This is a genomic window from Pseudomonadota bacterium (genome assembly GCA_039033415.1).
In the GTDB taxonomy this organism is placed as follows: Bacteria; Pseudomonadota; Gammaproteobacteria; order Xanthomonadales; family SZUA-38; genus JANQOZ01.
Map to the genome: position 1 here is coordinate 104,668 of JBCCCR010000014.1, position 26,458 is coordinate 131,125.

A 26,458-nucleotide genomic window follows, 5' to 3' on the forward strand; every position below is an offset into this window, starting at 1 on the left:
ATCCGAAGGTCGCACCATCACCCGTTCAGCGGCCAACATCTCTGAAACCTCCTGCAAGGAAAAACGCATGACAGAAGCCCTGCCCCCCGACGCGCTGCGCTGGTGCGTAGACTTAGCCCAGCTCAGCTTCCGCTCGACCGCTGAGGTGACGCCCGAGCCGGAGGTGATCGGTCAACCGCTGGCCGCGGACGCGCTTCGCTTCGGTCTGGACTGCAAGGCGCCCGGACAAAATGTTTTTGTCCGGGGTATCCGCGGGACCGGGCGGCTGACGATGGTAGAGGGCGTGCTGAAGGAGCTGCAGCCCCGCTGCCAGGATCAGCGCGACCGGTGCTATGTCCACAACTTCGCCCAGCCCGATCGCCCCAGGCTCATCGACCTGCCGCGCGGCCAGGCGCGCCCGCTGCGGCGCGCGCTGCGAGAAATGGCGGATTTCGTGGCCAGCGGTCTGGGCGACGCCATGAACAGCCAGCATCTGCAGGCAGCTCGCAGCACGCTGCAGGAGGAAGCTCAGCAGCAGGTCAACCAGATCACCAACCCGTTTGAGGAGGAGCTCCGGTCCCAGGACCTGGCGTTGGTTCAGGTCAAAACGCCGCAGGGCAATCAGGCCGCCATCTTCCCGCTCCTCGACGGCCAGCCCGTTCAGCCGGAGCAGTTTCAGGCGCTGGTGCGAAAAGGTGACATCAGCACCGATCAGCAGACCGAAATCTTTTCCCGCATCGAGGGTTTTGCCAAGCGACTGCCGGAAATCTCGCAAAAGATCAGCAAGGTGATGCGGCAGAACGCGCGGCAGATTCAGGAGCTGAACGAGAACAGCCTGCGCAGCCTGATGAGCAGCACCACCTCGGGGATCAAGCAGGAGTTTCCGCACGACGCCCTCGGGGCGCATCTGGACGAGGTGGTGGACGACGTGGTGGACCAGGTGCTCAGCGGCGGCGGGAAAGACTTTGACCCGGTGACCCGCTACGGCATCAACATTCTGCTGGAGCACCATCAGGACGCCAGCCCCGTCGTGCGCGAAACGAGTCCCAGCCTGACCAACCTGCTCGGCAATATCGAGACCGTCTGGGACACCGGCGGACAAGGCAGCGCCGACTACCGGTCGGTTCGCGGCGGCTCCCTGCTCGCCGCAGACGGCGGGTTTCTGATCCTGGATGCACACGACGTGCTGGCGGAACCCGGCGCCTGGCAGATCCTGATGCGCACCCTGCGCACCGGCATGCTGGAAATTGTGCCGCGGGAGTACAACTCACCGTTTTCACCGGTCAGCCTGAAACCGGAACCGATCGCCGTGTCGCTGCGGGTTGTGCTGATCGGCAGCGCCTCGCTCTACTACCGGCTCGACGCGCTGGACTACGACTTTGCGCACCAGTTCAAGGTGCTGGCCGACTTCAGCGAAGTCCTGGAGCGTGGCCCCGAAGCGCTGCGTCAGTATGCCGGCGTCCTGGCCCAGATCTGCCAGGAGGAAGGACTGAAGCATCTGACCCACTGCGGCGTCGCCGCGCTCGTCGAGCACGGTGCGCGCGTTGCCGACAAGGCCGGCAAGCTGACCGCCCGCTTTGGCCGCATCGCCGATCTGGCGCGCGAAGCGGATTGGGTCGCAGGTCAGCGAAGCGCGGAGCTCATCAGCGGTGACGACGTGCGCGAAGCCGTGGCCCGCACGCGACTGCGCGCGAGCCTGCCCTCCACCCGCTTTCAGTCTTTTCTGAAGGACGGTACGGTGACCATCGAAACGTCAGGCGCCCGGATCGGCCAGATCAATGGCCTGGCGGTGATGAGCGCGGGCCCGATCAAGTTTGGCTTCCCCGCCCGGATCACCGCAGCGATCGGCCCAGGCAGCGCCGGCGTCATCGACATCGAAAGCCGCGCCAGCATGTCCGGCTCCATTCATACCAAAGGCTTTCACATCCTCGGAGGCCTGCTGCGCACCCTGCTAAAAACCGATCACCCGCTCGCCTTTAACGCCTCGATTGCCTTCGAGCAAAGCTACGGCGGGATCGACGGCGACTCGGCGTCCGGGGCGGAGATCTGCTGCCTGCTGTCCGCGTTGACGGACGTCCCGCTGCGCCAGGACATCGCCATGACCGGCGCCATCGACCAGCATGGCCGGATCCAGGCCATCGGTGGTGTGAATGAAAAGGTTGAAGGATTCTTCGACATCTGTGATCACTTCGGGCTGACCGGCAGCCAGGGCGTGATTATCCCCAGCGCCAATGCCGGCGACCTGATGCTGCGCCAGGACATCGTCGAGGCAGCCCGCGCCGGACAATTTGCGGTATACGCCGTTTCCTCGGTTGAGCAGGCGCTGGCGCTTTACACCGGCCGCGAGGTGGGTCATTGGGGCGACGACGGTTACCCGGCAGACAGCCTGCTGGGTATCGCCCGTCAGCGGGCCCGGGAGTTTTGGGAGGAAACGGCCCGCGGTCCGCAGGCCGTCGAATAGGCCGAGCCGCGGGCGAGCAGCTAGCCTTCCAGGAGCGGGTTGTCCCAGGCGCCCTCAAAAACCAGCTCAGACAGCGGTCGGCGCTGACGCGGGCCGGTTTCGCCGCCGTGAAAGTCTTCGTCCAGATCGCTGAGCTCCCCGGGATGCCCAACCGCGATCATCGACATCGGTACGTAGCGGTCAGGGATACCAAAAGCCAGATGGGCCGCGTCAGCGTCAAAACCGCCCATCTGATGAACCACCAAGCCGGCCGCTACGCCCTGGAGGTGCAGGTTTTCAGCGGCTGCCCCCGTATCGTATTGGGCCCAGCGGTTTGGCTTTCCGTTGCGCGAGAACTCGCCGTCGGCCATGACCAGGATCAGCACCGGGGCCTGGCGGGCCCACTGCTGGTTTTTGTCGGCCAGCGTGTTGAGCGCCGCCTCCCACCCCTCGGGTTGGCGTTCGCGATCCCACAGCAGAAAGCGCCAAGGTTCCTCACCAAAACACGACGGCGCCCAGCGGGCTGCCTCCAGCATTCTGAGGACAGTCGCGCGGTCGACCGGTCGCGAGTCGATGGCCCGACCGCTCCAGCGTTCGGAAATGATGGATTCAATCGGGTGGTCTGCCGGGGCGGGACGTCCGCTCATGGTCTTACTCTCGTCAGGCGGGATAGAAAAAGGGCGCCATTGTAACTGCCTCGCGGGCAGATGGTCCAAATCGTTGCGCTTTGGCGCACCTGCGGACCGGCGATGGCGAGGCCGCTTGCAAACCAGCCCCGTGCTGGCCATGATGCGCGGCTCTTATGGGCACGTTTGGGACAAAGATCATGAGGCATTTTTTCGTAATTGCATTACTGGCTGGGCTGCTTGTCGGCTGCAGCTCCGACGACAGCGATACCATGAAAGAAAAGGCGGCTGAGACCGCTGAAGCGGCCAAAGAAGCCGCATCGGACGCTGCTAAGGCCACCGCCGATGCCGCCGGCGACGCGATGGATAAGGCAGGTGAGATGGCCAGCGACGCCGCAGATGCCGCTGGTGAAGCGATGGATGGCGCCAAAGAAATGGCCGGGGATGCCATGGACAAGGCCGGCGAGATGGCTGACGACGCGATGGACGGCGCCAAGCAAATGGCCGGCGACGCGATGGACAAGGCAGGGGAAGAGCTGGAAGCCGCCGGCGAGTCGCTGAAGGAATCCGCCATGGATAAAGCTGACGAGGCGATGGAAGAAGCCGAAGACGCGGTCGAGGACGCCACCGACGGCGGCAATTGAGCGCTTCCACGGAGCCTTAAAGCCATAGAGACGCCGGCCGGCTTCGCCCGCCGGCGTTTTCTTGTCTAAGCTCCGGCCGACCAGCCTGCCGGCTCTTCGCACAACCCCAGCAAGAACGCGTACTCTAAAGCCTGCTCTTCATACTGGCGGTAGCGGCCGCTTACGCCGCCGTGGCCAGCGGACATCTCGGTATGGAGCAGCAGCAGCCGGTCGCCCTCTTTCATGGCCCTGAGCTTGGCAACCCACTTGGCCGGCTCCCAGTATTGAACCTGACCGTCGTGCAACCCAGCCGTCACCAGCAGGTGCGGATAGGTCTGCCGAGAGACGTTGTCGTAGGGTGACCATAGCGCCATGCGGGCGTAGTCGACGGGATCCGACGGATCACCCCACTCATCGTATTCCCCGCTGGTCAGCGGGATCGCCGAATCCTCCATGGTCGTCAGCACGTCGACAAACGGGACCTGGGCAATGGCGCCGCACAGCAGCTCCGGGGCCTGATTAAGCACGGCCCCCACCAGCAGACCCCCGGCGGAACCGCCCATGGCAAAGATCCGGCTTGGGTCGCCGATCTTTGCTTCCGCAAGCCCTTGCAGTACGCCGATAAAGTCGGTGAACGTATTGGTTTTGTGCTCCCGCCGGCCAGCGTGATACCAGTGCCGACCAAGGTCCTCACCACCACGCACGTGAGCGATGGCAAAGATTACGCCCCGGTCGAGCAGGCTGAGGCGGGAAGCCGAAAACTCGGGATCGATGCAGGACCCATACGCACCGTAGCCGTAGACCAGCAGCGGCCGCTGGGCCAGCGCCTCCCCATCCTTGCGGTAGACCAGTGATACCGGTATCGAGTTGCCATCCGCGGCGCGGACGTGGTGCCGCTCGCTGGCGTAGCCAGCAGGGTCATAGCCGCCACCCACCTGCGTGCGTTTGCGAAGCCGCGTGCGCCGGCTCGCGAGATCGAGGTCGTAAATCTCATAGGGTCGAGTCAGCGAGTTGACGCCGAAGCGGAGCTCCGGCTGATCGAGGCCGTTGTCGTCGAGGAAGTAGCATGGTCGCTCAGCGGGCTGCAGCCCGTCGATCGTAACCACCCAGGGTGATTCGCCGTCCAGCGGATGGACGCGCAGCACCGGAAGACCGTCGCGCCGCTCGGCGACCACCACCTGGTTTTCCGTGAGCGCAAAATCCTCGAGCAGGACCTGGTCATCGGCGACGATCAGGGGTTGCCACCGCTCGGGGCTGGAGAAAGCGGAGCCCTCCGCCTCGAAGAGCTCGAAGTTCTCGTGTCGCAGGTTGCTGTGCACAAAAACCCGACCGTCCCGGTCGTCGACGCCATACTCGTGCCCGGGGCGCCGGGGCGCAAACACCTGAAAGGCCGCCTCAGGCTCTTCGGCAGCGAGCCACCAGACTTCATCACTGAGAGTGCTGCCGTGGTGTATGTACAGGTACTGCCGCGACGTCCCTCGACTGACGCTGGTGTAAAACGCAGGATCCTCTTCGCGACGGCACAGCTGGTCGGTATCCGCGGGCTGACCCAGCCGGTGGCGCCACACTTCGTTGGGCAGCAGCGTTTCGGAGTCCTTTTTGACATAAAACAGGTAGCGCCCGTCAGCCGACCATGCGACCCCGTCGTCGATCCCCTCGATCTTTGGGTCGACTTCGCTACCGGTTTCGAGATCCAGCACCGTCAGCGCGTACAGCCCGCGACCCAGCCGATCCTCCGTGATCGCCAGCCACCGATGGTCATCGCTGCACGCGAGGTCACCGAGCTCATAGTAGGGATGCCCCTGCGCCCGCTGGTTACAATCGAGGATGACCTGCGCCGGCGCGTTTGGCTGCAGGCTGCGACGCAGAAAGACGGGGTACTCGAGATCGCCGCTGACGCGGGTGAAATATTCGAACGGCCCACGGCGATAAGGCACGGTCTCATCATCGCGAATGACCCGGCCGATCAGCTCCTGCTCAAGCGTTCGGCGAAGCCCCGCCAGCGGCGTCAGCTCGGCTTCGGTGTAGCGGTTTTCCGCCGCGAGGTGGCTGAGTACCGCCTCGTCAGATCGAGAGTCGTCTCGCAGCCAGTGCCAGGGGTCGTCACGGTGCTTACCGTGAGCGTGGTGCTGAAACGGTTTGCGGGCCGCCAGGGGCGGCCGGGTCAGGAGCGCTCCGCCAGGGGCACGTAGTCGCGGGCCGCGTTCCCGGTGTAAACCTGCCGGGGCCGGCCGATGCGGGTTTCCGGCGTTTCGCACTGTTCCAGCCACTGGGATACCCAGCCGACGGTCCGGGCAATCGCAAACATCACTGTGAACATGTTGGTCGGGATGTTCAGCGCCTTGTAGATGATGCCGGAATAGAAATCGACGTTGGGGTAGAGCTTGCGCTGGACGAAGTAGTCGTCCTGCAGCGCAATTTCTTCCAGCTTCATGGCCAGATCCAGCAGCGGGTCGGAGATGCCCATTTTTTCGAGCACTTCGTGACACGTCTTGCGGATAATGGTCGCGCGCGGATCGAAGTTCTTGTAAACCCGGTGGCCAAAACCCATCAACCGGAACGGGTCGTTTTTGTCTTTGGCCCGCTCCATGAACTTCGGCACGTTTTCCACGCTGCCGATCTCGTTCAGCATGCGAAGCACCGCTTCGTTGGCGCCGCCGTGGGCCGGGCCCCAGAGTGCGCAGCAACCCGCCGCGATGCAGGCGTACGGATTCGCGCCGGTGCTGCCGGCCAGCCGAACGGTAGAGGTACTGGCGTTTTGCTCGTGGTCGGCGTGCAGGATAAACAACAGATCCAGCGCATTAGCCGCTACGGGATCCACTTCATAAGGTTCCGCCGGCACCGAATACATCATGTGCAGCAGGCGCGAGGCGTAGCCGAGCGCGTTGCTCGGGTAGGCGTATGGCCAGCCGATCGAATGCCGGTAACAGGCTGCAGCCACGGTCGGCATCTTCGCGATCATGCGGATCGCGGCGAGCCGCCGGTGAGCCGGGTTATCGATGTCGAGCGAGTCATGATAAAACGCTGACATCGAGGCCACGATGCCCATCATCATGGCCATCGGGTGCGCATCGTAGTTAAAGCCGCCGATGAAGGTCTTCATCGACTCGTGGATCATGGTGTGATACCGGATTTCCTGGCGAAAATCTTCGAGCGCCGTCGCGTCAGGCAGGTCGCCGTTCAGCAGCAGGTAAGAAACCTCGGTAAACGAACTCTGCTCGGCCAGTTGCTCGATCGGATAGCCGCGATACAGGAGGATGCCCTCGTCGCCGTCGATGTAGGTCACCGCGCTGCGGCAGGCCGCCGTGGCCGCGAAGCCGGAATCGTAGGTGAAGTAGCCCAGGGCGCCAGGCAGTTTTTTGATGTCGACCGTGGGAAGACCCGCGGAGCCGCTGATTACGGGCAGTTCTAAGTCTGAGCCCGTACTGGGATCGGTAATCAGCAGTTTATCGGCTGGCACGTGTCGCTCCTGTGGACCGTTTTGGGGGGCGCAAGGATACCACAGCTCAAGGCCCGGAGCGTGTTTTTTCCAACAAGTGTTTAATTTTGGCGCCGGCAGAATCCGGCGCCGTCTCGGGCGGGCGAAGCGGCGGCCTTCACCCGTGCCTCAGAGCGGGTTTGCGTCAGCTGCTGCCGCCGCGACGATAGCGCCGCTTGAACTTGTCGACCCGACCACCGCTGTCCACAATTTTGTGTTTTCCGGTGTAAAACGGGTGAGACTGGCTGGAGATTTCCACCTTGATCAGCGGGTACTCGTTGCCGTCTTCCCACTGGATCGTCTCTTTGCTGGACATGGTCGACCGCGTCAGAAAGGAGAAGTCGCAGGAAATGTCCTGAAAAACCACGTCGCGGTACTGCGGATGCGTATCTTGTTTCATATTCGTTCTTCGCTGGCGACCGAATCCTGCGTCGGCCTGCAGCCTGCTGTTGTTTGCCTCTACCGACGAGCGATAGCGCTGTTTAAGTGGACGCTTCGGGCTGTCGTTGAGCCCAACGCGGCAAAGCCGGCTAGTCTATCGCGACACGCGGAACGCAGCAAGCGCTACAATCCGCCCATGAAACGCGCCTCTCTGCTGGCCCTGCAGCTTTTCCCCTGGCTGCTGCTGCTCACCATTCTTGGGGCACGGGCCTCGCTGCCGGTGGAGACGTTTCGGGCCCGATTTATGGGCGAGCTGGGTCCGATAGAGCTCGGGACGGTGGTCCTGCTGCTCATCGCCATCGCGATCGGTGCGCTGCTCCTGAAGCGAGCGCGCCCGCGGCCGCTCCAGCGACTCTGGTACGCCCTCGTCGTCGCGGGCTGTATCTATTTTGCCGGGGAAGAACTTAGCTGGGGTCAGCACCTTGCGGGCTGGTCAACGCCCGACGCCATCGCTCGACTCAACGATCAACAGGAAACCAATCTCCACAACATGAGCAGCTGGCTCGATCAGAAGCCCCGTCTGGCCCTGGAGCTTTGGATGGTGTTCGGCGCGCTGCTGGCGCTAGGCCGCCGCGCCGGCGGACGTCGAAGACCCCTTGGCGCCCCCTGGGAATGGGCGCTGCCCGGCCTCGCCTGCGCGTCAGCCGGGCTGGCGGTGCTGCTGAGCCGACTGCCGGAGCGCCTGGCTGGGCTGTGGGCCCCGGCGAGCCAGACCCCTTTCGATATTCGGCTGGCGGAAGTGCAGGAGCTGATGATCAGTGTGCACCTGTTGACCTATCTGGTTGCTGCCCTTGTCGATACTGGGAAACGGACCGAATAATAAGCGTCGAGGAGGTGGCTATAGGGCATGCACTTAGCTTTCCCGGTCGACCGACAACACCTGTCCAAACGCGGCCAGCACGACAATCGGTCGGCAGCACACCTCGCAGTCGATCACCTGCTCGTCCCGGTCGAGCTCCGGCTCCAGAAAGATCGTGAAGGTTTCCCAGCAGTAAGGACACTGGATATCTCGCTCGCTGAGCTGCTCAAACATCGCGCAGAAACAGCCCCTGAACGTCATTGAGATATTGATACCCCAGCTCGCTGGGCGCTATCCGTTCGGCGTCGACGTTGAGCCACCCCTTCTCGACACCGATGTGGAGCTCCGGCTCAAGCTGCGCCATCGTCAGCCCCGTGCGCCGGGTAAAGTCGCTGACCGCAACGCCTGCTCTTAGCCGCAGCGCCCCGAGCATGAATTCGAATACGAGGTCGTCGGGGCCGAGCGTGGTTGTCTGGATGACCCGCTCCGGGCCAGCGAGATACGTGGCCGGATGGCGCTGCTTAACCAGGCGCTTCACCGAACCCTCGGCGGCGCTCGTGATTTTGCCGTGGGCGCCCGCGCCGATGCCCAGATAATCGCCGAAGCGCCAGTAGTTCAGGTTGTGCTGGCAGGCTTGACCGGGCCGGGCAAAAGCCGACACCTCGTATCGCTCGTAGCCGGCATCCGCGAGAAGCTGATGAGCCTGCTCCGTCATTTCCCACGACAGGTCCGCATCGGGCAGCTTCGCCGGCGGCGTGCGGTGGAACAGCGTATTGGGTTCCAGCGTCAGCTGATAGTGGGAAATGTGGCCCGGATCGAGCGCGAGCGCGCGCTCCAGGTCCGCCACCATTTCGGCTGTGGTTTGCCCCGGCAGGCCGAACATCAGGTCGATATTGATGCCCTCAAAGCCCACCTTTAGCGCCTCCCGAACCGCCTGCTCGGCGCAGTCGGCGCTGTGGATCCGGCCAATTTTTTCCAGCAGCCGGTCGTTGAAACTCTGGATACCCAGCGACAGCCGCGTCACGCCCGCCGCTCGGTAGTCAGCCAGCGGGCCGCTTTCCAGGGTCCCGGGGTTCGCCTCCATCGTCACCTCAGCCCCAGGCCTGATCGCAATCCGCGCCGCCACTCCACTCAGCAGCCGTTCGATGTCTTTGGCCGGAAACAGGCTTGGCGTGCCGCCGCCGATAAATATGGTGCTGACCGTGCGCCCCCAAACCCGGGGCAGATCCGCCTCCAGGTCAGTCAGGAGCGCCTCGACATAATCCGTCGTCGGTGCGTCACCTTTCAGCTGGTGAGAGTTGAAGTCGCAGTAGGGACACTTGCGCACGCACCACGGCAGGTGGATATAAAGGCTGAGCGGCGGAAGTCCGTTGAACATGGGCCTGAACCCGGCGGCAGCCCGGTTAGCCGCCCGACGACGAAGCCAGCAATGCAAGCAGCTGATCGATCGCCTGCCCGCGGTGGCTCAGCCGGTTTTTGGTCTCCGCGGTCAGCTCCGCGCTGGTGACATTCCCGCCGCCAACCTCAAACAGCGGGTCGTAGCCGAAGCCACCCCGACCACGCGGTGAATCGATGAGCGTACCTGCCCACGTTGCCTGCACGATCAGTGGCAGTGGATCCGCGGCGCTGCGCAGCAGCACCAGGGCGCAGCAGAACTCCGCCCGCCGATCCTCGACGCCTTCCAGCTTCTGGATCAGCAGCCGGTTGTTGTCCGCGTCGCTGGCGTTCTCACCGGCAAAACGGGCGGAGTGAACGCCAGGCGCGCCACCCAGGGCCGGGACGCGCAACCCTGAATCGTCAGCCAGCGCCGGCAGGCCGCTGGCCTCACACGCTGCGCGCGCCTTCAGGATGGCGTTTTCCACGAATGTTGCGCCGGTTTCGTCAACGCCGCTGAGGCCAAACTCGCTTTGGGCGCGGAAGGTGACGTCACTCTCCGCGAAGCGCTGATTGAACTCTCGAACTTTGCCCGCGTTGCCGGTGGCCAGCACCCAGGTGCGGCCAGTCACCGCCGGCACCTCACTCGGCCAGCGCCGCGCGCTGCAGCTCCACGAGCCGACTGATGCCCAGCTCGCCGAGATTCAGCATCGCGTCCAGCTCGTCCCGGCGAAAGGCGTGACCCTCTGCCGTACCCTGAATCTCGACGATTGCGCCGGCGTCGTTCATGACCAGATTGAGGTCCGTTTCGGCGTTGGAGTCCTCGGCGTAGTCCAGGTCCAGGACCGGGGTGTTTTTGTAGATGCCCACCGACACGGCCGCGATGCTCCCGTGGATCGGACTCGCCTTGAGCTGCCGGCTCTTTTCGAGCGAACGGCAGGCGTCAACCAGCGCCACAAACGCCCCGGTAATCGATGCGGTCCGCGTGCCGCCGTCCGCCTGCAGCACATCGCAGTCGAGCGTGATGGTTCGCTCACCGAGCGCCGCGAGGTCCACCACGGCCCGCAGCGAGCGGCCGATCAGGCGCTGGATTTCCAGGGTCCGACCGCCCTGCTTTCCGCGCGCCGCCTCCCGGCCCGTGCGGGTGCCGGTCGAGCGCGGCAGCATGCCGTATTCGGCGGTCACCCAACCGCGGCCTTTGCCCCGCAGCCAGGGCGGCACGCGGTCTTCGACCGATGCGGTACACAGGACCCGCGTGTCTCCGGTGCTCACGAGGACCGAGCCTTCCGCATGTTTCGTGAAGTGCCGCTGCAGCGATACGGCGCGCAGCTCGTCGGGCTGTCGACCGCTGGGTCGGATGGTCGGTGGCTGGTCATTCATTGCTGGGGGTCGGTCCTTGAGACGGGTTTTGTTCAGCTGAGCGATGAGTTTACCATTGCCGTTTTCGCGCTGTGAAAACCACCATGTACAGCATGACCGCGTTTGCGACCGGCAGCGAGGATACGCCCTGGGGCCATCTCACGCTGGAGTTGCGGAGCTTGAATCACCGGTACCTTGAGCTGTTCATCCGCCTGCCCGAAGAGCTCCGCGGCCTGGAGCCCGGCTTTCGCGAAACCCTCGGCGAGCAGCTTGGCCGGGGCAAGGTGGATCTGTCCCTGCGCTTTCGGCGCGGAGCCAACGACACCAAGGCCAGCATGCAGCTCAACCAGGCGCTGCTCAGCAACCTGGCCGAACTGGCAGCCCAAACCCGATCCGTGGTCTCCGATACGCCGAGGGCTTCCGACCTGGACTATCTCCGCTGGCCGGGGGTCGTCCAGGACCCCGATCCCGACCTCGGTGCGTTGGCGGCGGCGGCTCAGGCGCTGCTCGAGCGCGTGCTCGGCGATCTAAAAACCATGCGCCAGCGCGAGGGTCAGCGCCTGGCCGAAACCCTCGAAGAGCGGCTCCGGCAGGTCCAGCCGATTGTTGAGAGCGTGCGCGAAACGCTTCCTGAGATCCGCCAACGCCTGTCCGATCGCCTTCATGAAAAGGTTGAGCAGCTGACCCAGCAGCTCGACTCGGATCGGCTGGAGCAGGAGGTGGCTCTGTTGCTCCAGCGGATGGACGTCGACGAAGAGCTCGATCGGCTGACCGGCCATGTCGCGGAAGTCGAGCGCCAGCTCAAGGCGAGTAAGCCGGTGGGGCGACGGCTGGATTTTCTGATGCAGGAGCTGCACCGAGAGGCCAATACGCTGGGCGCCAAGTCGATCGATCAGCGAACCACTCAATGGTCGGTGGACTTAAAGGTGCTCATCGAGCAAATGCGGGAGCAGGTGCAGAACATTGAGTGACGAGGGCGCCGGTCGGGTATTCATTGTTGCGGCCCCCTCGGGCGCAGGCAAAACGTCGCTCGTTCGCGCGCTCATCAGCGAAACGCCCGGGATTGTGATGTCTATCTCACACACCACCCGCGATCCCAGACCTGGGGAAAAAGACGGCGAGCACTACCATTTCATCGACCTGGCCACCTATCAGGCCATGGTGGATCAGGGTGAGTTTCTCGAACACGCCCACGTGCATGGCAACGGCTACGGCAGCAGCCGCGGGGAGGTCCGGCGCGCCGCGGAACGCGGGCTGGACCTGGTGCTGGAGATCGACTGGCAGGGCGCACAGCAGGCCAAGAAACTCATCCCCAACGCCCGCTCCATCTTTATTCTCCCGCCGTCCCGCGCCGAGCTGGCAAAACGGCTGCGGTCCCGCGCGCAGGACAGCGATGAAGTGATCGCCCGCCGGCTGGCCGGGGCCGTCGCCGAAATGCGCCACTGGGATGAATTCGATTTCCTGGTCGTCAACGACGAGTTCGACAAGGCGCTGGAGCAGCTGAAAACCATCATCCGCGCCTGCCGCCTGAGCCGCGCCGCGCAGACCCCGAAGCTCGCGCCGCTGCTGGAAGACCTGCTGGGAGGATAGCAGGCTGCTAGTGGGCCCTGAGCGGCCCGGGTGGCAATAGCCTCATCGGGCGCGTAGAATCGGAAGGCTGTGCGCCCGAAAAGGGCAAGGAATATTCAGGAACATTGCTGTTATGGCTCGAATTACCGTAGAAGATTGCCTCGACCAGGTCGACAATCGCTTTGAACTGGTGCTGCTGGCAACCCGCCGCGCCCGTCAGATCACCAAGGGTGCTGAGCCGCTGGTGGAGTTGGAAAACGACAAACCCACCGTCATCGCGCTGCGCGAGATCGCCGGCGGGGAGGTCAATGCCCGCACGCTCGAGGAGCTCGAAAAGCGCGAGCAGGAGATCATGGAAGCCGAAGCCCTCGCGGAAGCGACGCGGGAGGCCCTGGAAGGCACCTGATCGGGTCGCCCTCAACGGCAGTGTCCGTCCTTGGCCCAGGCCGCAACACCTGATCCAACAACCGCCTCCGGCGTCAGTCCGGAGGACGCTTTTCGCACGCTGAGGCGTCAGCTCAAATATCTGACTCGCCGTCAGGTTCGTCGCGTCGAGCGCGCTTTCCTCACCTCACATAAAGCCCACACCGGGCAAACCCGCAAAAGCGGTGAGCCCTATATCCACCATCCGATTGAGGTGGCTGAGATCCTGGCTCGTATGACCATGGACGACGACACCATCGCCGCCGCGCTGCTGCACGACACGGTGGAGGACACCTCGCTGACCCTCGAGCAGGTGGAAGAAGAGTTTGGCGGAACGGTTGCGGCGCTGGTCGACGGCGTCACCAAGCTCGAAAAGGTCGACTTCTCGACACGTCAAATGGCCGCCGCGGAGTCGTTCCGCAAAATGTTTATGGCCATGTCCCGAGATATCCGGGTCATCCTGATCAAGCTTGCTGACCGGCTTCACAACATGCGGACGATCGGCGCCATGTCCCCAGATTCGCGCCGTCGAATCGCTCTGGAAACGCTCGAAGTCTACGCACCGATCGCCAATCGCTTTGGGATGGAAAACGTTCGCCGCGAGCTGCAAGAGCTGGGCTTTCAGGCGCTCTATCCGCTGCGCAGCCGCGTGATTCGCGATCATGTGCGCCTCGCCGAAGGTCGCAATCAGGAAAAGTTAGCGATCATCGCGCGGGCGCTGCGCAAGCGGCTTAACGGCGCCAGCATCCGGTGCCGGGTTGAGGCGCGGGTTAAGACGCCCTACAGCATCTATCAAAAGATGCGCGGTCGCGGCGGCACCTTCAAGAACGTCTCAGACATCCTCGGCTTCCGGATCGTGGTGGAGCGCGTCAGCCAGTGTTATCAGGTGCTGGGCGTCGTGCATAACCTGTACAAACCCCGTACCGGAAGTTTTAAGGACTACATCGCGATTCCGAAGTCCAACGGCTATCAGTCGCTTCACACGGTGCTGTTCGGGCCCTACGGCGATCCGGTGGAGATCCAGATCCGCACCGAGGCGATGCATACGGTGGCGGAACGCGGCATCGCGGCCCACTGGATTTATAAAGAAAACGACGATCAGCAGGCCGCCACCACCAGTCGGGCGCGGCAGTGGCTGATGCAGGTGCTGGACATGCAGCGCACCGCCGGCGACTCCGTTGAGTTTCTGGAACACCTGAAGGTCGACCTGTTCCCCGACGAGATCTACGTGTTCACACCAAACGGCGCGATCAAGGAGCTGCCGCGCAACTCGACCGTGCTCGACTTTGCCTTCGCCGTTCACACGCAGGTAGGCCTCACGGCCACGCACGCGTGGGTCGACAAGGCCGTGCGGCCCCTGCATTACCGAATCGAGAGTGGCCAGACCATCAAGGTGGTGACAGCCCCCTCCGCCGAGCCGCGGGCCAGCTGGCTCGATTTTGTGGTCACCAGCAAAGCCCGGACGGCCATTCGCCATCACCTGAAAGGGCTGGCGCGCGCTGACGCCGTGCGGGTGGGCCATCGGATCCTGGACAAGGCGCTGGTCGCCCGAGGCGTCTCGCTGGACGCCATCAGCGAACAACAGCTGAACGCCTATCTCGAGGAGGCGAAGCTCCAGCACCTGGAGGACCTGCTGGCCGACCTGGCCCTGGGCAACCGCATTCCCGCGATTGTGGCCCGGCGCCTGACCGAGGACATGGATAGCGGCGGGGATTCGTCAGACGAGGATCTAACCGAAGAAGCGCTGCTGCTGACCGGGCTGGAGGGCAACGTGGTCAGCTACGGCAAATGCTGCCACCCCATCCCGGGGGACCGGGTGATCGGTTATATCAGCGCCGGCAAGGGGATCGTCGTGCACCGCATTAGCTGCGCCAACGTCCGTGAGTTTCGGAAGTTCCCCGACCGCCTGCTGGACGTCGCCTGGGACCCGGAAGAAAAGGGCCTATTCAGCGTCACGCTGAGAGTCGACTCCAAGAACCGGCCTGGCGCCCTGGCGACCGTTGCGGCCGCCATCTCCGAGACCAATACCAACATCGAGCAGGTGGCCAACCAGGAGCGTGACGGCGAGGCCAGCCAGCTGGAGTTCACGATTTCGGTGGCCGGCCGTAAACACCTGGCGCGCGTCATGCGCCGCATCAAAAACTCCCCCGTGGTGCTGGCGGTCCATCGGGAACGCAACTAAAGTTCTCCGACTTACCCATCACCCCTTTGCGCGAGCAGCTCATGAGTCGAGAAATTATTCAAACCCCCGCCGCCCCCGCCGCCATCGGCACTTACAGCCAAGCGGTGAAATGTGGCCAAACAGTTTACCTGTCGGGGCAGATTCCGCTCGATCCGGCCAGCATGACCCTGGTGGAGGGTGACTTTGCGGCCCAGGCCCATCAGGCGTTCAAAAACCTCACCGCCGTCTGTGAGGCGGCTGGCGGCAGCCTCGCCCATATTGCCAAGCTCAACGTGTTTCTGACCGATCTCAGCCATTTTGCTGAGCTTAACGACGTTATGGGTCAGTACTTTTCCGAGCCCTTTCCAGCCCGCGCGGCGCTCGGCGTCTCGGAGCTGCCAAAAGGCGCAGCGGTGGAAGTGGACGCGGTGCTCGTTCTGGACTAGAAAGATCCACGGCATGAGCCAAGGCAAATCCCCTGGCGAGCTGGACGATCCGCTCACCGCGCTGAAGGGCGTTGGGCCCAAGGTCGCTGAAAAGCTGGCCCGACTCGGGCTCGAGCAGGTCTCAGACCTCCTGTTTCATCTCCCGCTGCGCTACGAGGACCGGACGCGGATCTGGCCGCTTGGCGAGCTGCGACCTGGGCAGCTGGCCCAGGTTGAGGGTGAGGTCATCAACAGCCGCATCGTGTGGGGCCGCAAGCCGATGCTGCTGTGGACGCTCGGCGACGGTTCGGGGCGGCTCACCATGCGATTGTTTAACTTCTTCCGCTCGCAGCTCAATCAGCTAAAAACCGGCACCGCCTTTCGCTGCTACGGTGAGGTGCGTGCGGGCCAGCGTGGCCTGGAAATGATCCACCCCGAATACCGCCGGGTCGACGAATGTGGCCCGCTGGCAACGGCGCTCACACCCCATTATCCCTCGGGAGACGGCGTGTCGCAGAAGCTCCTGCGCAAGCTGGTGCCCGAGGCGCTGAAGCGGCTGGACGAGGTTTCTCTGGCGCCGCTGCCGGCTGAGGTGGTCGGTGGCGCACCGGTCGACGCCGGCGCGTCACTCAACGAGGCGCTGCGGTATGTGCATCAGCCGCCGCCGGAGGCGGACGTGGAGGCCCTGGCCGAGGGAGCACACCCTCTGCAGCAGGCGCTGGCGTTTCAGGAGCTGCTCGCCCACCGGCTCAGCCTGCGGCTGCGGCGAGAAAGTGAACGCAGCCGCAGCGCGCCCGTTATGGCCGCCGACAGCGGGCTGCGAGACCAGCTCGTCCAGTCGCTCCCGTTTACGCTCACCGGCGCCCAGCAGCGGGTGATCCGCGAGATTGGCGCCGATCTGGCGCAGCCCCGGCCAACCCTTCGGCTGCTGCAGGGCGACGTAGGCTCTGGCAAAACCGTGGTCGCCGCCGCGGCGGCTGCGCAGGCCATCGATGCCGGCCACCAGGTGGCGCTCGCCGCCCCGACCGAGCTGCTGTCCGAGCAGCATTTCAGCGGCCTGAAGGCGCTGCTTGAGCCCTTGAGCGTGAAGGTGATCTGGCTGACCGGCCGGCTTCGGGGCAAGCAACGCACCGAGGCGCTTGAGTCCGTCAGCGGCGATGCGGATCTGATTGTGGGTACCCATGCGCTGATGCAGGCGGGCGTCGAATATCGTCAGCTTGGCCTGGTTGTGATCGACGAGCAGCACCGCTTTGGGGTGGATCAGCGAATGGCGCTGCGCGCGAAGGGCGGCGGTGTCGACAACTCGCCACACCAGCTGATCATGACCGCCACGCCCATTCCTCGGACGCTGGCGATGACCGCCTACGCTGACCTGGACATCTCAACGATCGACGAGCTGCCGCCCGGACGAATCCCGATCACCACCGTCGCCATGAGCAACAGCAAACGCGATGTGCTGATCGAACGGGTCCGCGCCGCCTGCGCCGGCGGCCAGCGCGTTTATTGGGTCTGCACCATCATCGAAGAGTCGGAAGCGCTCCAGGCTGAAGCCGCCTCCGATCTGGCCGAGTCGCTGACGTCCGCCCTGCCCGACCTCGCGGTTGGCCTGATTCACGGGCGCCTCAAGGCGGCGGAAAAAGACGCCGTGATGGGGGAGTTTAAAGACGGGCAGCTCCAGGTGCTGGTGGCAACGACCGTGATCGAGGTTGGGGTCGACGTGCCCGAGGCCACCCTGATGATTATCGAAAACGCCGAACGGCTGGGCCTGTCGCAGCTGCATCAGCTCCGAGGTCGGGTTGGCCGGGGCGGCGACGCCTCGTCCTGTGTGCTGCTGTATCAGCCGCCGCTCAGCAGCATGGCCCGCCAGCGGCTGAACGTCATGCGCGAAACCAACGACGGCTTTGAGATCGCTCGCAAAGACCTGGAGCTCCGGGGCCCCGGCGAGGTGTTGGGCACCCGGCAGACCGGCGAGGCCCAGTTTCGGATTGCCGACCTCTCCCGCGACCGTGCGCTCCTGCCTTCGGTGGGCCAGGGCGCAGATCGGATGCTGGAAGCCTGGCCAGAGCACGCGCAGGAGCTGGTGGACCGCTGGATCGGCCGTGCGTCAGAGTACGCGGACGTCTGACCCCGGATTTGAGCCTGGGCTAAACTGGCGACCTGTCATGTTCTACCTCCTGACCAACCCCGACAAACGCCGGGCAGTGGCGCGCCTGACCCGGCTCCACCGGCCGATTGGCATTTACCTGCTGCTCTGGCCCACCCTGTGGGCGCTCTGGGTAGCCGCGGACGGCTGGCCTAAGACCGACGTGCTGATCATCTTCCTGCTCGGCACGCTGCTGATGCGAATGGCGGGCTGTGCCATCAACGACTTTGCCGATCGCAAGGTCGACGGTGCGGTGGCAAGGACTGCCGATCGACCGCTGGCAACGGGTGAGCTCACCGGCCGGGAGGCGATCACGGTATTTGTGGCCCTGTGCATCGTCGCGTTTGGGCTGGTATTGCTGACCAATCCGCTGACCATCGCGATGTCGGTAGCCGGCGCCGCGCTGGCCGGCGTTTATCCCTTTATGAAGCGGGTTACCCACCTGCCCCAGCTGGTGCTTGGAGCGGCTTTTGGCTGGGCCATACCCATGGCTTTTGCGGCCCAGACCGGGACCGTCCCTAGGATGGCCTGGCTGATATTTCTCGCGGCGGTACTGCTGACCATCGCCTACGACACCATGTACGCGATGGCCGACCGGCCCGAGGACCGCAAGGCCGGTATCAAGAGCATCGCGATCGCTCTGGGCGACATGGACCGCGCTGCGGTGGGCCTGCTCCAGCTGCTGCTGCTGAGCACGCTGACCATGATCGGAACCCAGCAGGGCTTTGGGGCGGTGTACTTCACCAGCGTGGCGGTGGCGGCCGGGCTTTGCGCTTATCAGCAGTGGCTGATCAGAGACCGCGAGCCCGAGGCGTGCTTCCGCGCCTTTCTGAACAACCAGTGGCTGGGGATGGCGGTCTTTCTCGGCATCTTCCTGCAGACCACGCGCCTCAGCTGACCCCGCATCCCGACCGGCCCGTCCCAGGTTGAGCCCTGCGGCCCGGCGGCCTCCCACCGTCGAGAAAGGACGACCCACCGGGCTAAAGAAAACGGATCGAACAGCCGTTCTTAGCTCCGTTGCTGGCTCGTTTCCCTCGGAAGTCTTTGAATGGTCGTGGAAGCCGCTGTAAACCCGCGCACGCCCCCTAACCGCAGCCAACTGCTGCGCGTCGGCCGACCCTGGGCCATGGCGCTGCAGGGCGTGTGCATGTGGCTGACGATCATTGCGTCGTTTGCCCTCGGCTTTGCGAGCAACGGCGTCGTGGCGATTTGGCCGGCGGCCGGTTTTGGCGTGGCGATGGCCATCTACTATGGCGTTTGGTCGTTGCCGTTTATCGCCGGCGCCAGCTTTGCCTACACGCTGGCATTTCAGGGTGAACACCTCATCTTTTATTTGCTGACAGGCACAGGCAACGCGCTCGCCTGCGTGCTCGGTGCCGCTCTCTACCGCCGGGTAGGCGGGCCCAAAAATCCGATGAAAACGGTGGGTGGCGTGGTCAAGCTGGTGGTGGTGCTGGCCTTCAGCATGAGCGTCATCGCCGCTTCGCTGGGCGTGATCGTGATTTTCTTTGCGTACCGCCTCCCCGCTGAGCTGCTCACCCAGGTCGGCTGGCGCTGGTTCTTTTCAGACCTCACCGGTGCCGTGCTGGTGGCCCCGGCGCTACTTGCGGTGTTCGGCAGCTGGCGGCGTATCCGACGGGGATTTTGGACCATGCTGGCCCGACAAACCTGGCTGCCCACGCTGGTCTGCGCCGCGTCACTAGCGCTGCTCTATCTGGCGACGGGCTACATGCCCGACGGCCTCGGCCAATACCCAACGGTGCTGCTGACGATGCCGCTGTGCGTATGGCTTGCGCTACGCAGCCACACGCCGTCGAGCATGCTGCTGCTCACCGTCACCGTGATCGGCTCGCTGGCGCTCACGCTGTCCGCCACCGGCGACGCCTCGGAAAGCGCTTTCCTGGCGGTCCAGCTCTACGGTCTGGTCGCGATGTGCACGAGCCTTGTGCTCCACGCCAGCACGGCCGAACGCAAGCGCGCCCTCTCAGCCCTCGACTCCGAACGTCAATCGCTGGAGCGGGCGGTCAAGGACCGCACGGCGGAACTCCGGCAGCAGATCAAAGCCAACAAGGATGCGAACGCCAAACTCGCGCTGCTTGCGACCACCGACCCGCTGACGGGCCTGGCCAATCGCCGCGCCTTTATGGATACCGCCAAGCGGGAAATTGCCCGCTGCCGCCGCAACCGCAGCGCCCTGAGCGTGGTGATGCTGGACATCGATTTCTTCAAAAAAATCAACGACCGTCACGGCCACGCGGCAGGGGATGCAGTGCTGGTGAGCCTGGCCGCCGCAATGCGTCACGGCGTGCGGGACGGCATCGACCTCGTCGCCAGGCTGGGCGGCGAGGAGTTTGTTTGTCTGTTGCCGGATACCAACGTTGAGCAGGCGCTGGAGTTTGCGCAGCGCACCCGCGAGGGCGTCGAACGAATGTCCCTTGAGCACGAGGGGCAGGCGCTCAAAATCACCGCCAGCCTGGGAGTCAGCAGATTCACCGCCGAGATGGGCAGCATCGAGGACGCGCTGCAGATGGCGGACAACGGCCTCTACCTGGCGAAACAAACCGGCAGAAACCAGGTCGGCTGCTGTCAGAAGGCAACTCACCCCGTCGAGGCTTCCGCCTGAAAACGCTTGACGCCTCCTAGCTGAACCAGTCCGCGAAAGGCCATTCGGGCCACGTTCGAGTGAGGTAGACCAGGTAGATCATCCCCAGCGCGAAGACGATGAAACCCACATATTCGGCCCACGGCGGAAAGTGAAACCGCGGCCCGGTAACCTCGTCCAGCTGCCGCTGGCGATTCCTCGATCGAGTCCATGTTGCCCATTCCTTTTGCGATCGACGCGACCAGTCTTCATCGATCCGCTCCAGCAGCTCGCGTTGGCGACCATGCAAAAGGTTGTTGAGTTTGTCGACGTGCGTATCGCGTGACGCCTCAACATCCTCGCGGGCCGCGCGCCAGCAAGCCGCTGCGCAGAGGGTGAACAAAAGCTCGTGGCGGTCCGTATAGCGACGGGTTTCATGGACATGGCCGCGAGAGCTGTTGACCAGCGACCAGCTGCCGTCATCGTTGCACTGCACATGGTCGCCACCCTCGTGGTGAGGATGAAAATCGACGGTTGGCCAGCGGCGCTCCTCGCCGGTCCGGCTCAGCAAACGCCGGTATTCGCGGGTCAGCTCCTGTTGGCGTTGATCCATGGCAGGCGCGTTTGCGCTACTCAAAGCCGTCGCGGAACACCTGATCCCCAAGACCACCACCGGCGCTCGTGATGCAAAGTGACAATCCGCCATACTCCAGCGCGCCCAGGTCGGGCGCGCCGTCGTCGCGCGGCCGGCCACAAAAGTCTTCGGGCACAGATAGGACGGGCTGCCCTTGATCGAGGAACGCGCTGCCGTCCAGCAGGGCAAAATCCGCGTTATCCGGATCGACAAACCATGCCCGCATATCGGTCAGGGAAACGTTCTCGAGATTACCCTGCTCGCTACTGACTCCCTGATCGCGATTGCGAATCTGACCCATCAACAGATTGTTGCGGAGGTCAACGTTGCTGGCGGCGAAGCGCACGTCGATACCGGTATTGTTGAACAGCGTGTTGTGGTGAACCTCAGAGTCAGCGGCTTCGTTAAGATAGATGCCGACGTCTGCCGGACAGTTGATGATCAGGTTATTGCGCATGATGCCGCCCTCATGCTCGGGCGTGCAGGTGTTTTCCTCGCAGATCCCTGGCGGACCGGAACCGCCGCCGCCGAAAGACAGGCCGAGGCGGATCTGGCCCGAGTGAAAGCGCTCACACATCACCAAATTCCGTTCGATCACACCATCCTTCGAGTTGCCCTTCAGGAAAGCCGCGTAGCTGATCTGGTTACCACCGGCTTTCGCAAAGTCGTAGATCGTATTCGAGCGCAGAATCCAGCGGCGACCGCCGACCACGTCGATGGGCGTGACGGGATTGGCGGTGTTGCGCGAACTGGCGTTGAACAACTCGTTGCCTTCCACCAGCACGTCATCCGGAAACTGGCCGCCGGTCTGGTTCGCCTTGAGCATCGCATTGAAGCCGTGCAGGCGGTTGTTGCGGATGACCGTAAAGTCAGCGTCGCCGACGACGTGGAACGCGTGCTCACAGTCGGAGTCGTTGACGCAGATGCCTTCGATATCCAGGTTCTCAAAACGCCACCAGGGCGCACTGATCAGAAATCCTTCGACAAAACTGCCGGCGCTGTCCCACACGATCTGCACCTGCCCAAGCGCCTGGGCCCGCACCGTGATGGGCTGCGTCGACGTGCCGGGTACGTTCACGCTGATGCGTGTAGCCGCGATGCGGTAACGCCCCGGGGCGATGGTGATCGTGTCCCCCGGCTGCGCGTTGGCAATCGCGTCGGTGAGGCCCGTGACGCTGTCGACCGCAACGCCCGCGTGACCCGCGCCGCCCAAGGCCAAGAGCAGGCATACCGTCAGCCAGTCCGGCTGACGACAAAGCAAATTGCGTACGAAAGACGGTTTCATGAGCTTCATCTTGCTCTGTTTGAGACGGGACAACTGCCGATACCGTCTCAGATCCAGGTAAGCGTAGCGCGGCCAGCTCGCCGCGCCGCTCACCCTCAAGTATGCGATACCGGAGCCGACGTATGAAAGGAAACCTCAGGCAAGCCGGGTGACCACGATGAAGATTGGGCAACTGATGAGTTCGCCGCCCGTCACCATCGATATGGACGACACGCTGGACCAGGTTCGAACCCTGTTTCTTGAACTGAAGTTCCATCATCTGCTGGTGGTACGCCACGGCGTCTTGCGGGGCGTCCTGTCGGACCGGGACCTGCTCAAGTCGATCAGCCATCGGGTGGGAACCGCAGCGGAAACCCGCAGCGACCTGGATACGCTCAATAAGCGGGTCCACCAGATTATGGTGCGCGACCCGGTGTCGCTCGGTCCCAACGACACGGTCAGGGACGCCGTAAAGCTGTTCAACGAACGCGGGGTGTCCTGCCTGCCGGTTGTCAACAAGCGCAATCGGCCGGTGGGTATCGTCAGCTGGCGTGACATCGTGGCCCGACTTGCCGCCTGAAGCCACTCTGACCAACGGCACTACCCTAAATCGGGCAAGCCCCCGCGAGCCGGGCGGTTCAGTTAGAATTGCCGCTTCTTTTTCGACAGGGGACAGGGCCATGAGTGCAGCCGGCCTGCGGTTGAGTTTTAGCGGCATCATTGGGGCGGTGTTAGCCGCGGCACTGACACTGTCGCCAGGGCATTCAGATGCCCAGACCCGCGACCCGATTCTGCCCGCTGATCACTCGCTTGACTCATCCATCCCAACGCCCGCCTCACTGCTTGGCTACCAGGTGGGAGACTGGCACGTCCATCCCGATCAGCTGATGACGGTGATGCAGGCATTGGCCGACGCCTCACCGAAAGCCACGCTGGAGGAGATCGGCCGCACCCACGAGCGGCGCCCGCAGATGACGCTGGCCATTTCGGACCCGAAAAACCTGACGCAGCTTGAAACGCTCCGCCAGCGTCATCTCGCCGGCGAGGAAGATGCGCCACTGGTGCTTTGGTTCGGCTACAGCATCCACGGCAATGAGGCGAGCGGATCCAATGCCGCCATGCTGTTCGCTTACCTGCTGCTGGCCAGCCAAAGCCCGGAAATCACCGATGCGCTTCAGAATACGGTGGTTTTTATCGACCCGGTGCTCAATCCCGATGGGCTCGGTCGGTTTGCCAGCTGGGTCAACAGCCACCGGAGCACCTCCATGGCTGTACCTGAGCGGAGCAATCGCGAACACCAGGAAGCCTGGCCGGGCGGCCGCTTCAACCATTACTGGTTCGATCTCAATCGAGACTGGCTGCCGCTGGTCCATCCCGAGTCGCGGGCGCGCGTGGCGTTTCAGCAGCGCTGGCGGCCCCACGTGGTCACCGACTTCCACGAAATGGGCAGCGACCAGACGTATTTCTTTCAGCCTGGCGTCCTCAGCCGCCGGCATCCACTGACACCGCAACGCAACGTCGATCTGACCGCGGGGCTGGCCCGCTTCCATGCCCGCGCGCTGGATGCCCTGGGCCAGGGCTACTACTCGGAGGAGGGGTTCGACGATTTCTACTACGGCAAAGGCTCCACCTATCCCGATGCGCAAGGCACAATCGGCATCCTGTTCGAGCAGGCCAGTGCCCGCGGCCACCTGATGGCAACCCGGCGCGGCGAGCTGTCCTTTCGCACCGCGATCCGCAATCAGTTCACCACCTCGATGTCGACACTGCGCGGCTCGGTGGCCCTGGCGGATGAGCTGAAGACCTATCAGCGCGGCTTCGACGACGTCACGCTCGAGCTCGCGCGAACCGATCCCCATGCCGCTTACGTGGTGGGCGACGACCGAGATCCGCAGCGGGCTCTGGGGCTTCTCGGTACGCTGCTGCGACACCAGATCCGCGTCTACGAGCTGGCGACCCCGATTGAGATCGATGGCCAGTCGTTTGAACCGGGCCGGGCCTGGCTCGTGCCGGTCCAGCAGCCCAAGTACCGCCTCCTCAAGAGCCTGTTCGAAAAACGGACGGAGTTTGCGGACAACACCTTTTACGACGTTTCCGCGTGGCACCTGCCGCTGGCCTATGACCTGCCCTGGGCGCCGGTGAAGCGTATCGGCAAGCTTCAGGGTGAGCCCTTTGAGCCGCCGGTGATGGACGGCGTATCGGAGCTGCCTGTCTCCGTGGCCTACGCGATCCCCTGGCACCAGCAGGGCGCACCGGCCACCCTGAACGCCCTGCTGAAGGCCGAAGTTCCCGTGGTGGCGGCAACCCGCGAGTTCAACGCTCTGGTCGTCGGCGGTGAGCGCCGCTTCGACCGCGGCACGCTCGTGGTCTACCCCCCTGCGGACCAGGCGCTGGAGCCGCTGCTCAAGCCTGGCGTCGAGGTGGTGCCGCTGACCACCGGCCTAACACCGAGCGGGCCAGACCTCGGATCGCCGAGCCTGCTGCCGCTGGATCCGGTGCGACCGCTGCTGCTGGTCGGTCGCGGCGTTGACCCACAGTCCGCCGGTGACGCCTGGCACCTGCTGGATACCCGGGTCGGCCTGCCGCCGGTGATGGTGGAAACCCACCAGCTTCGCGAGCTGGCGCTGCACCGGTACACCCACCTCCTGTTGGTCGACGGCGATTATGCTCGACTGGACGAAACCCTCATCCAACGGATAAGCCAATGGGTACAGGGCGGCGGTGTGCTGATCGCCAGTCAGCGGGCCGCCGCATGGGCCACCAAAAACCGCCTCCACCTGGCACCCGAAAACGGCGAGGAGCTAGCGGCTGCTCCGGCCGAGGAATCGTCGAAAGGCGACGAGACGGAACCACCCGCGCTACAGGCGTACGGTGACTACAGCCGACGGTTCGCCGACAGCGTGATCGGCGGAACCGTGGTGAACACGGACGTCGATCTGACGCATCCGCTCGCCTACGGGCTGCAGCGTCCCCATCTGCCGCTGCTGCGCCGGGGCACAGTTTTTCTGAAGGTCGACGACAACCCCTATCAGACGCCTTATCGCTATAGCGAACAGCCGCTGCTCAGCGGGTTTCTCGGGCCGGAGCGAACTCGCCAGATGGCGGGCAGCGCCGCGGTGGTCGCCACCGCGGTCGGTGCGGGCAAGGTGATCAGGCTGGCCGACAACCCGAACTTCCGAGGCTTCTGGCTCGGCGGCAACCGGCTCTACCTCAACGCGCTGTTTTTCTCGCAGCTGATCAAAGCAACGCCGCTGGCGGACACGGAGACCCGGCATTGAGCGAGCGGCGACACCCGGTCCTTGACGACCTGATCAGCCTGCTGCGGCTGGAGCGACTGGAAGACAACCTGTTTCGCGGCCAGAGCCGAGACATCGGGAGCAAACAGGTTTTTGGCGGGCAGGTGCTGGGCCAGGCGCTGTCCGCCGCGAGCTACACGGTGGAGGATCGCTGCGTCCACTCGCTGCACAGCTATTTTCTGCGGCGAGGCGATATGCAGGCGCCGATCATCTACGAGGTGGACCGCCAGCGAGACGGGCGCAGCTTTTCCAACCGCCGGGTGGTAGCGATACAACACGGTCGGCCGATCTTCAACCTGGCGGCCTCCTTCCAGGTACCGCAGGCTGGTCTTGAGCACCAGGCAGCCATGCCGTCAGTGCCGCCGCCCGAGTCGCTCGAAACAGAGACCATCGGTTCGTCTCAGGATCTCCAGTTCCTACCGGAGAAAATGCGGCGCTTTATGTTTGAGCAGCGGCCGTTCGAATTTCGCTGGGTCACGCCGCAGCGATATGATGGCGAAGCGGCAGAGCCGCGGCGTCAGCTGTGGTTCCGCTCCGATGGCAGCCTGCCGGACGATCCGCAGCTGCATCGGGCCATGCTGGCCTACGCTTCGGATTACGGACTGCTGACCACGGCCGGCCTGCCCCACGGAAAAAACCTTTTCTCAGACAAGATACAGATGGCCAGCCTCGACCACGCTATGTGGTTTCATCGCCCGGTGACGATCGACGATTGGCTGCTCTACTGCTTCGACAGTCCGATCAGCGTCGACACCCGCGGCTTTGCCCGCGGTCAGATTTTCAATCTGCGCGGCGAGCTGGTGGCCTCAACCGCTCAGGAAGGGCTTATCCGGCTTCGCTAGC

Annotated in this window: 24 protein-coding genes; 14 read left to right on the forward strand and 10 right to left on the reverse strand. The window is 64.0% G+C overall.

The genetic code is table 11. The annotated features are described in order from the left end of the window. The first annotated feature begins 67 nt into the window (after positions 1-67). Positions 68-2,440 (forward strand): ATP-binding protein, encoded by a 2,373-nt coding sequence (locus tag AAF358_13170; protein MEM7706505.1) that lies wholly within the window; start codon positions 68-70, stop codon positions 2,438-2,440. 20 nt (positions 2,441-2,460) lie between these two features. On the opposite strand, the gene AAF358_13175 is transcribed toward AAF358_13170, so the two are convergent. Further along, positions 2,461-3,066: a nitroreductase family protein gene (locus AAF358_13175; GenBank protein MEM7706506.1), complete on the reverse strand. Its 606-nt coding sequence runs from the start codon at positions 3,064-3,066 to the stop codon at positions 2,461-2,463. Positions 3,067-3,245: 179 nt separating this feature from the next. On the opposite strand from AAF358_13175, the gene AAF358_13180 reads away from it, so the two are divergent. Next, positions 3,246-3,689: a hypothetical protein gene (locus AAF358_13180; GenBank protein ID MEM7706507.1), complete on the forward strand. Its 444-nt coding sequence runs from the start codon at positions 3,246-3,248 to the stop codon at positions 3,687-3,689. A gap of 65 nt (positions 3,690-3,754) precedes the next feature. Here the strand turns inward: AAF358_13180 and AAF358_13185 are convergent, their stop codons facing one another. From AAF358_13185 to AAF358_13195, 3 genes are all read right to left on the reverse strand, one after another. Further along, on the reverse strand, positions 3,755-5,938 hold the full coding sequence (locus tag AAF358_13185) for a S9 family peptidase (GenBank protein MEM7706508.1): 2,184 nt from the start codon (positions 5,936-5,938) through the stop codon (positions 3,755-3,757). Beyond that, complete coding sequence (locus tag AAF358_13190) at positions 5,833-7,128, reverse strand: citrate synthase (protein MEM7706509.1); 1,296 nt, start codon at positions 7,126-7,128, stop codon at positions 5,833-5,835. Before AAF358_13190 ends, AAF358_13185 begins: the two co-directional genes overlap by 106 nt. Positions 7,129-7,291: 163 nt before the next feature. Then, complete coding sequence (locus AAF358_13195; protein ID MEM7706510.1) at positions 7,292-7,546, reverse strand: type B 50S ribosomal protein L31; 255 nt, start codon at positions 7,544-7,546, stop codon at positions 7,292-7,294. A gap of 177 nt (positions 7,547-7,723) precedes the next feature. Here AAF358_13195 and AAF358_13200 point away from each other — a divergent pair, with 177 nt between their 5' ends. Beyond that, positions 7,724-8,407: a hypothetical protein gene (locus tag AAF358_13200; GenBank protein MEM7706511.1), complete on the forward strand. Its 684-nt coding sequence runs from the start codon at positions 7,724-7,726 to the stop codon at positions 8,405-8,407. Between the two features lie 33 nt (positions 8,408-8,440). On the opposite strand, the gene AAF358_13205 is transcribed toward AAF358_13200, so the two are convergent. The 4 genes from AAF358_13205 to rph are packed head-to-tail and all read right to left on the reverse strand — an operon-like array spanning position 8,441 to position 11,140. Further along, positions 8,441-8,620, reverse strand: coding sequence for a CPXCG motif-containing cysteine-rich protein (locus AAF358_13205; protein ID MEM7706512.1), 180 nt, complete (start codon positions 8,618-8,620; stop codon positions 8,441-8,443). Next, on the reverse strand, positions 8,613-9,764 hold the full coding sequence (gene hemW, locus AAF358_13210; protein MEM7706513.1) for a radical SAM family heme chaperone HemW: 1,152 nt from the start codon (positions 9,762-9,764) through the stop codon (positions 8,613-8,615). Before hemW ends, AAF358_13205 begins: the two co-directional genes overlap by 8 nt. Before the next feature lie 25 nt (positions 9,765-9,789). Continuing rightward, positions 9,790-10,392, reverse strand: coding sequence for an RdgB/HAM1 family non-canonical purine NTP pyrophosphatase (gene rdgB / locus AAF358_13215; protein MEM7706514.1), 603 nt, complete (start codon positions 10,390-10,392; stop codon positions 9,790-9,792). A gap of 10 nt (positions 10,393-10,402) precedes the next feature. Further along, positions 10,403-11,140 (reverse strand): ribonuclease PH, encoded by a 738-nt coding sequence (rph, locus tag AAF358_13220; protein ID MEM7706515.1) that lies wholly within the window; start codon positions 11,138-11,140, stop codon positions 10,403-10,405. An 83-nt stretch (positions 11,141-11,223) separates the two neighbouring features. On the opposite strand from rph, the gene AAF358_13225 reads away from it, so the two are divergent. The 8 genes from AAF358_13225 (at position 11,224) to AAF358_13260 (ending at position 20,463) form a co-directional block, all read left to right on the forward strand. Continuing rightward, positions 11,224-12,090 (forward strand): YicC/YloC family endoribonuclease, encoded by an 867-nt coding sequence (locus tag AAF358_13225; GenBank protein MEM7706516.1) that lies wholly within the window; start codon positions 11,224-11,226, stop codon positions 12,088-12,090. Further along, complete coding sequence (gmk, locus tag AAF358_13230) at positions 12,083-12,709, forward strand: guanylate kinase (protein MEM7706517.1); 627 nt, start codon at positions 12,083-12,085, stop codon at positions 12,707-12,709. The genes AAF358_13225 and gmk overlap by 8 nt, the downstream gene beginning before the upstream one ends. Before the next feature lie 112 nt (positions 12,710-12,821). Next, on the forward strand, positions 12,822-13,094 hold the full coding sequence (gene rpoZ / locus AAF358_13235; GenBank protein ID MEM7706518.1) for a DNA-directed RNA polymerase subunit omega: 273 nt from the start codon (positions 12,822-12,824) through the stop codon (positions 13,092-13,094). Positions 13,095-13,124: 30 nt separating this feature from the next. Beyond that, positions 13,125-15,293, forward strand: a complete 2,169-nt coding sequence (locus tag AAF358_13240) for a bifunctional (p)ppGpp synthetase/guanosine-3',5'-bis(diphosphate) 3'-pyrophosphohydrolase (protein MEM7706519.1) — start codon at positions 13,125-13,127, stop codon at positions 15,291-15,293. Positions 15,294-15,334: 41 nt separating this feature from the next. Then, positions 15,335-15,718 carry a RidA family protein gene (locus tag AAF358_13245; GenBank protein MEM7706520.1) on the forward strand — a complete coding sequence of 128 codons (384 nt, stop codon included), beginning with the start codon at positions 15,335-15,337 and terminating at the stop codon, positions 15,716-15,718. 13 nt (positions 15,719-15,731) lie between these two features. Continuing rightward, complete coding sequence (recG, locus tag AAF358_13250) at positions 15,732-17,822, forward strand: ATP-dependent DNA helicase RecG (GenBank protein ID MEM7706521.1); 2,091 nt, start codon at positions 15,732-15,734, stop codon at positions 17,820-17,822. Between the two features lie 37 nt (positions 17,823-17,859). Further along, complete coding sequence (ubiA, locus tag AAF358_13255) at positions 17,860-18,738, forward strand: 4-hydroxybenzoate octaprenyltransferase (GenBank protein ID MEM7706522.1); 879 nt, start codon at positions 17,860-17,862, stop codon at positions 18,736-18,738. A 156-nt stretch (positions 18,739-18,894) separates the two neighbouring features. Continuing rightward, positions 18,895-20,463, forward strand: a complete 1,569-nt coding sequence (locus AAF358_13260) for a diguanylate cyclase (protein ID MEM7706523.1) — start codon at positions 18,895-18,897, stop codon at positions 20,461-20,463. Positions 20,464-20,479: 16 nt separating this feature from the next. Here AAF358_13260 and AAF358_13265 read toward each other — a convergent pair whose 3' ends face one another. Further along, positions 20,480-21,034, reverse strand: coding sequence for a hypothetical protein (locus AAF358_13265; GenBank protein MEM7706524.1), 555 nt, complete (start codon positions 21,032-21,034; stop codon positions 20,480-20,482). A gap of 16 nt (positions 21,035-21,050) precedes the next feature. Continuing rightward, positions 21,051-22,340 (reverse strand): chondroitinase-B domain-containing protein, encoded by a 1,290-nt coding sequence (locus tag AAF358_13270; GenBank protein ID MEM7706525.1) that lies wholly within the window; start codon positions 22,338-22,340, stop codon positions 21,051-21,053. A 157-nt stretch (positions 22,341-22,497) separates the two neighbouring features. Between AAF358_13270 and AAF358_13275 the strand changes: the two genes are divergently transcribed. The 3 genes from AAF358_13275 to tesB all read left to right on the forward strand — a co-directional run bounded on the left by AAF358_13275 (position 22,498) and on the right by tesB (position 26,457). Further along, positions 22,498-22,899 carry a CBS domain-containing protein gene (locus tag AAF358_13275; GenBank protein MEM7706526.1) on the forward strand — a complete coding sequence of 134 codons (402 nt, stop codon included), beginning with the start codon at positions 22,498-22,500 and terminating at the stop codon, positions 22,897-22,899. 100 nt (positions 22,900-22,999) lie between these two features. Next, complete coding sequence (locus AAF358_13280; GenBank protein ID MEM7706527.1) at positions 23,000-25,597, forward strand: M14 metallopeptidase family protein; 2,598 nt, start codon at positions 23,000-23,002, stop codon at positions 25,595-25,597. Next, positions 25,594-26,457 carry an acyl-CoA thioesterase II gene (gene tesB, locus AAF358_13285; GenBank protein MEM7706528.1) on the forward strand — a complete coding sequence of 288 codons (864 nt, stop codon included), beginning with the start codon at positions 25,594-25,596 and terminating at the stop codon, positions 26,455-26,457. Before AAF358_13280 ends, tesB begins: the two co-directional genes overlap by 4 nt. Position 26,458: the final 1 nt, after the last annotated feature.

Excerpts from the sequence above, each read along its gene's own strand:
- AAF358_13170 (MEM7706505.1), top strand. The coding sequence starts at position 68 with ATGACAGAAGCCCTGCCCCCCGACGCGCTGCGCTGGTGCGTAGACTTA.
- AAF358_13175 (MEM7706506.1), bottom strand. The coding sequence starts at position 3,066 with ATGAGCGGACGTCCCGCCCCGGCAGACCACCCGATTGAATCCATCATT.
- AAF358_13180 (MEM7706507.1), top strand. The coding sequence starts at position 3,246 with ATGAGGCATTTTTTCGTAATTGCATTACTGGCTGGGCTGCTTGTCGGC.
- AAF358_13195 (MEM7706510.1), bottom strand. The coding sequence starts at position 7,546 with ATGAAACAAGATACGCATCCGCAGTACCGCGACGTGGTTTTTCAGGAC.
- AAF358_13200 (MEM7706511.1), top strand. The coding sequence starts at position 7,724 with ATGAAACGCGCCTCTCTGCTGGCCCTGCAGCTTTTCCCCTGGCTGCTG.
- AAF358_13205 (MEM7706512.1), bottom strand. The coding sequence starts at position 8,620 with ATGTTTGAGCAGCTCAGCGAGCGAGATATCCAGTGTCCTTACTGCTGG.
- hemW (MEM7706513.1), bottom strand. The coding sequence starts at position 9,764 with ATGTTCAACGGACTTCCGCCGCTCAGCCTTTATATCCACCTGCCGTGG.
- rph (MEM7706515.1), bottom strand. The coding sequence starts at position 11,140 with ATGAATGACCAGCCACCGACCATCCGACCCAGCGGTCGACAGCCCGAC.
- AAF358_13225 (MEM7706516.1), top strand. The coding sequence starts at position 11,224 with ATGTACAGCATGACCGCGTTTGCGACCGGCAGCGAGGATACGCCCTGG.
- rpoZ (MEM7706518.1), top strand. The coding sequence starts at position 12,822 with ATGGCTCGAATTACCGTAGAAGATTGCCTCGACCAGGTCGACAATCGC.
- AAF358_13245 (MEM7706520.1), top strand. The coding sequence starts at position 15,335 with ATGAGTCGAGAAATTATTCAAACCCCCGCCGCCCCCGCCGCCATCGGC.
- recG (MEM7706521.1), top strand. The coding sequence starts at position 15,732 with ATGAGCCAAGGCAAATCCCCTGGCGAGCTGGACGATCCGCTCACCGCG.
- ubiA (MEM7706522.1), top strand. The coding sequence starts at position 17,860 with ATGTTCTACCTCCTGACCAACCCCGACAAACGCCGGGCAGTGGCGCGC.
- AAF358_13265 (MEM7706524.1), bottom strand. The coding sequence starts at position 21,034 with ATGGATCAACGCCAACAGGAGCTGACCCGCGAATACCGGCGTTTGCTG.
- AAF358_13270 (MEM7706525.1), bottom strand. The coding sequence starts at position 22,340 with ATGAAACCGTCTTTCGTACGCAATTTGCTTTGTCGTCAGCCGGACTGG.
- AAF358_13275 (MEM7706526.1), top strand. The coding sequence starts at position 22,498 with ATGAAGATTGGGCAACTGATGAGTTCGCCGCCCGTCACCATCGATATG.
- AAF358_13280 (MEM7706527.1), top strand. The coding sequence starts at position 23,000 with ATGAGTGCAGCCGGCCTGCGGTTGAGTTTTAGCGGCATCATTGGGGCG.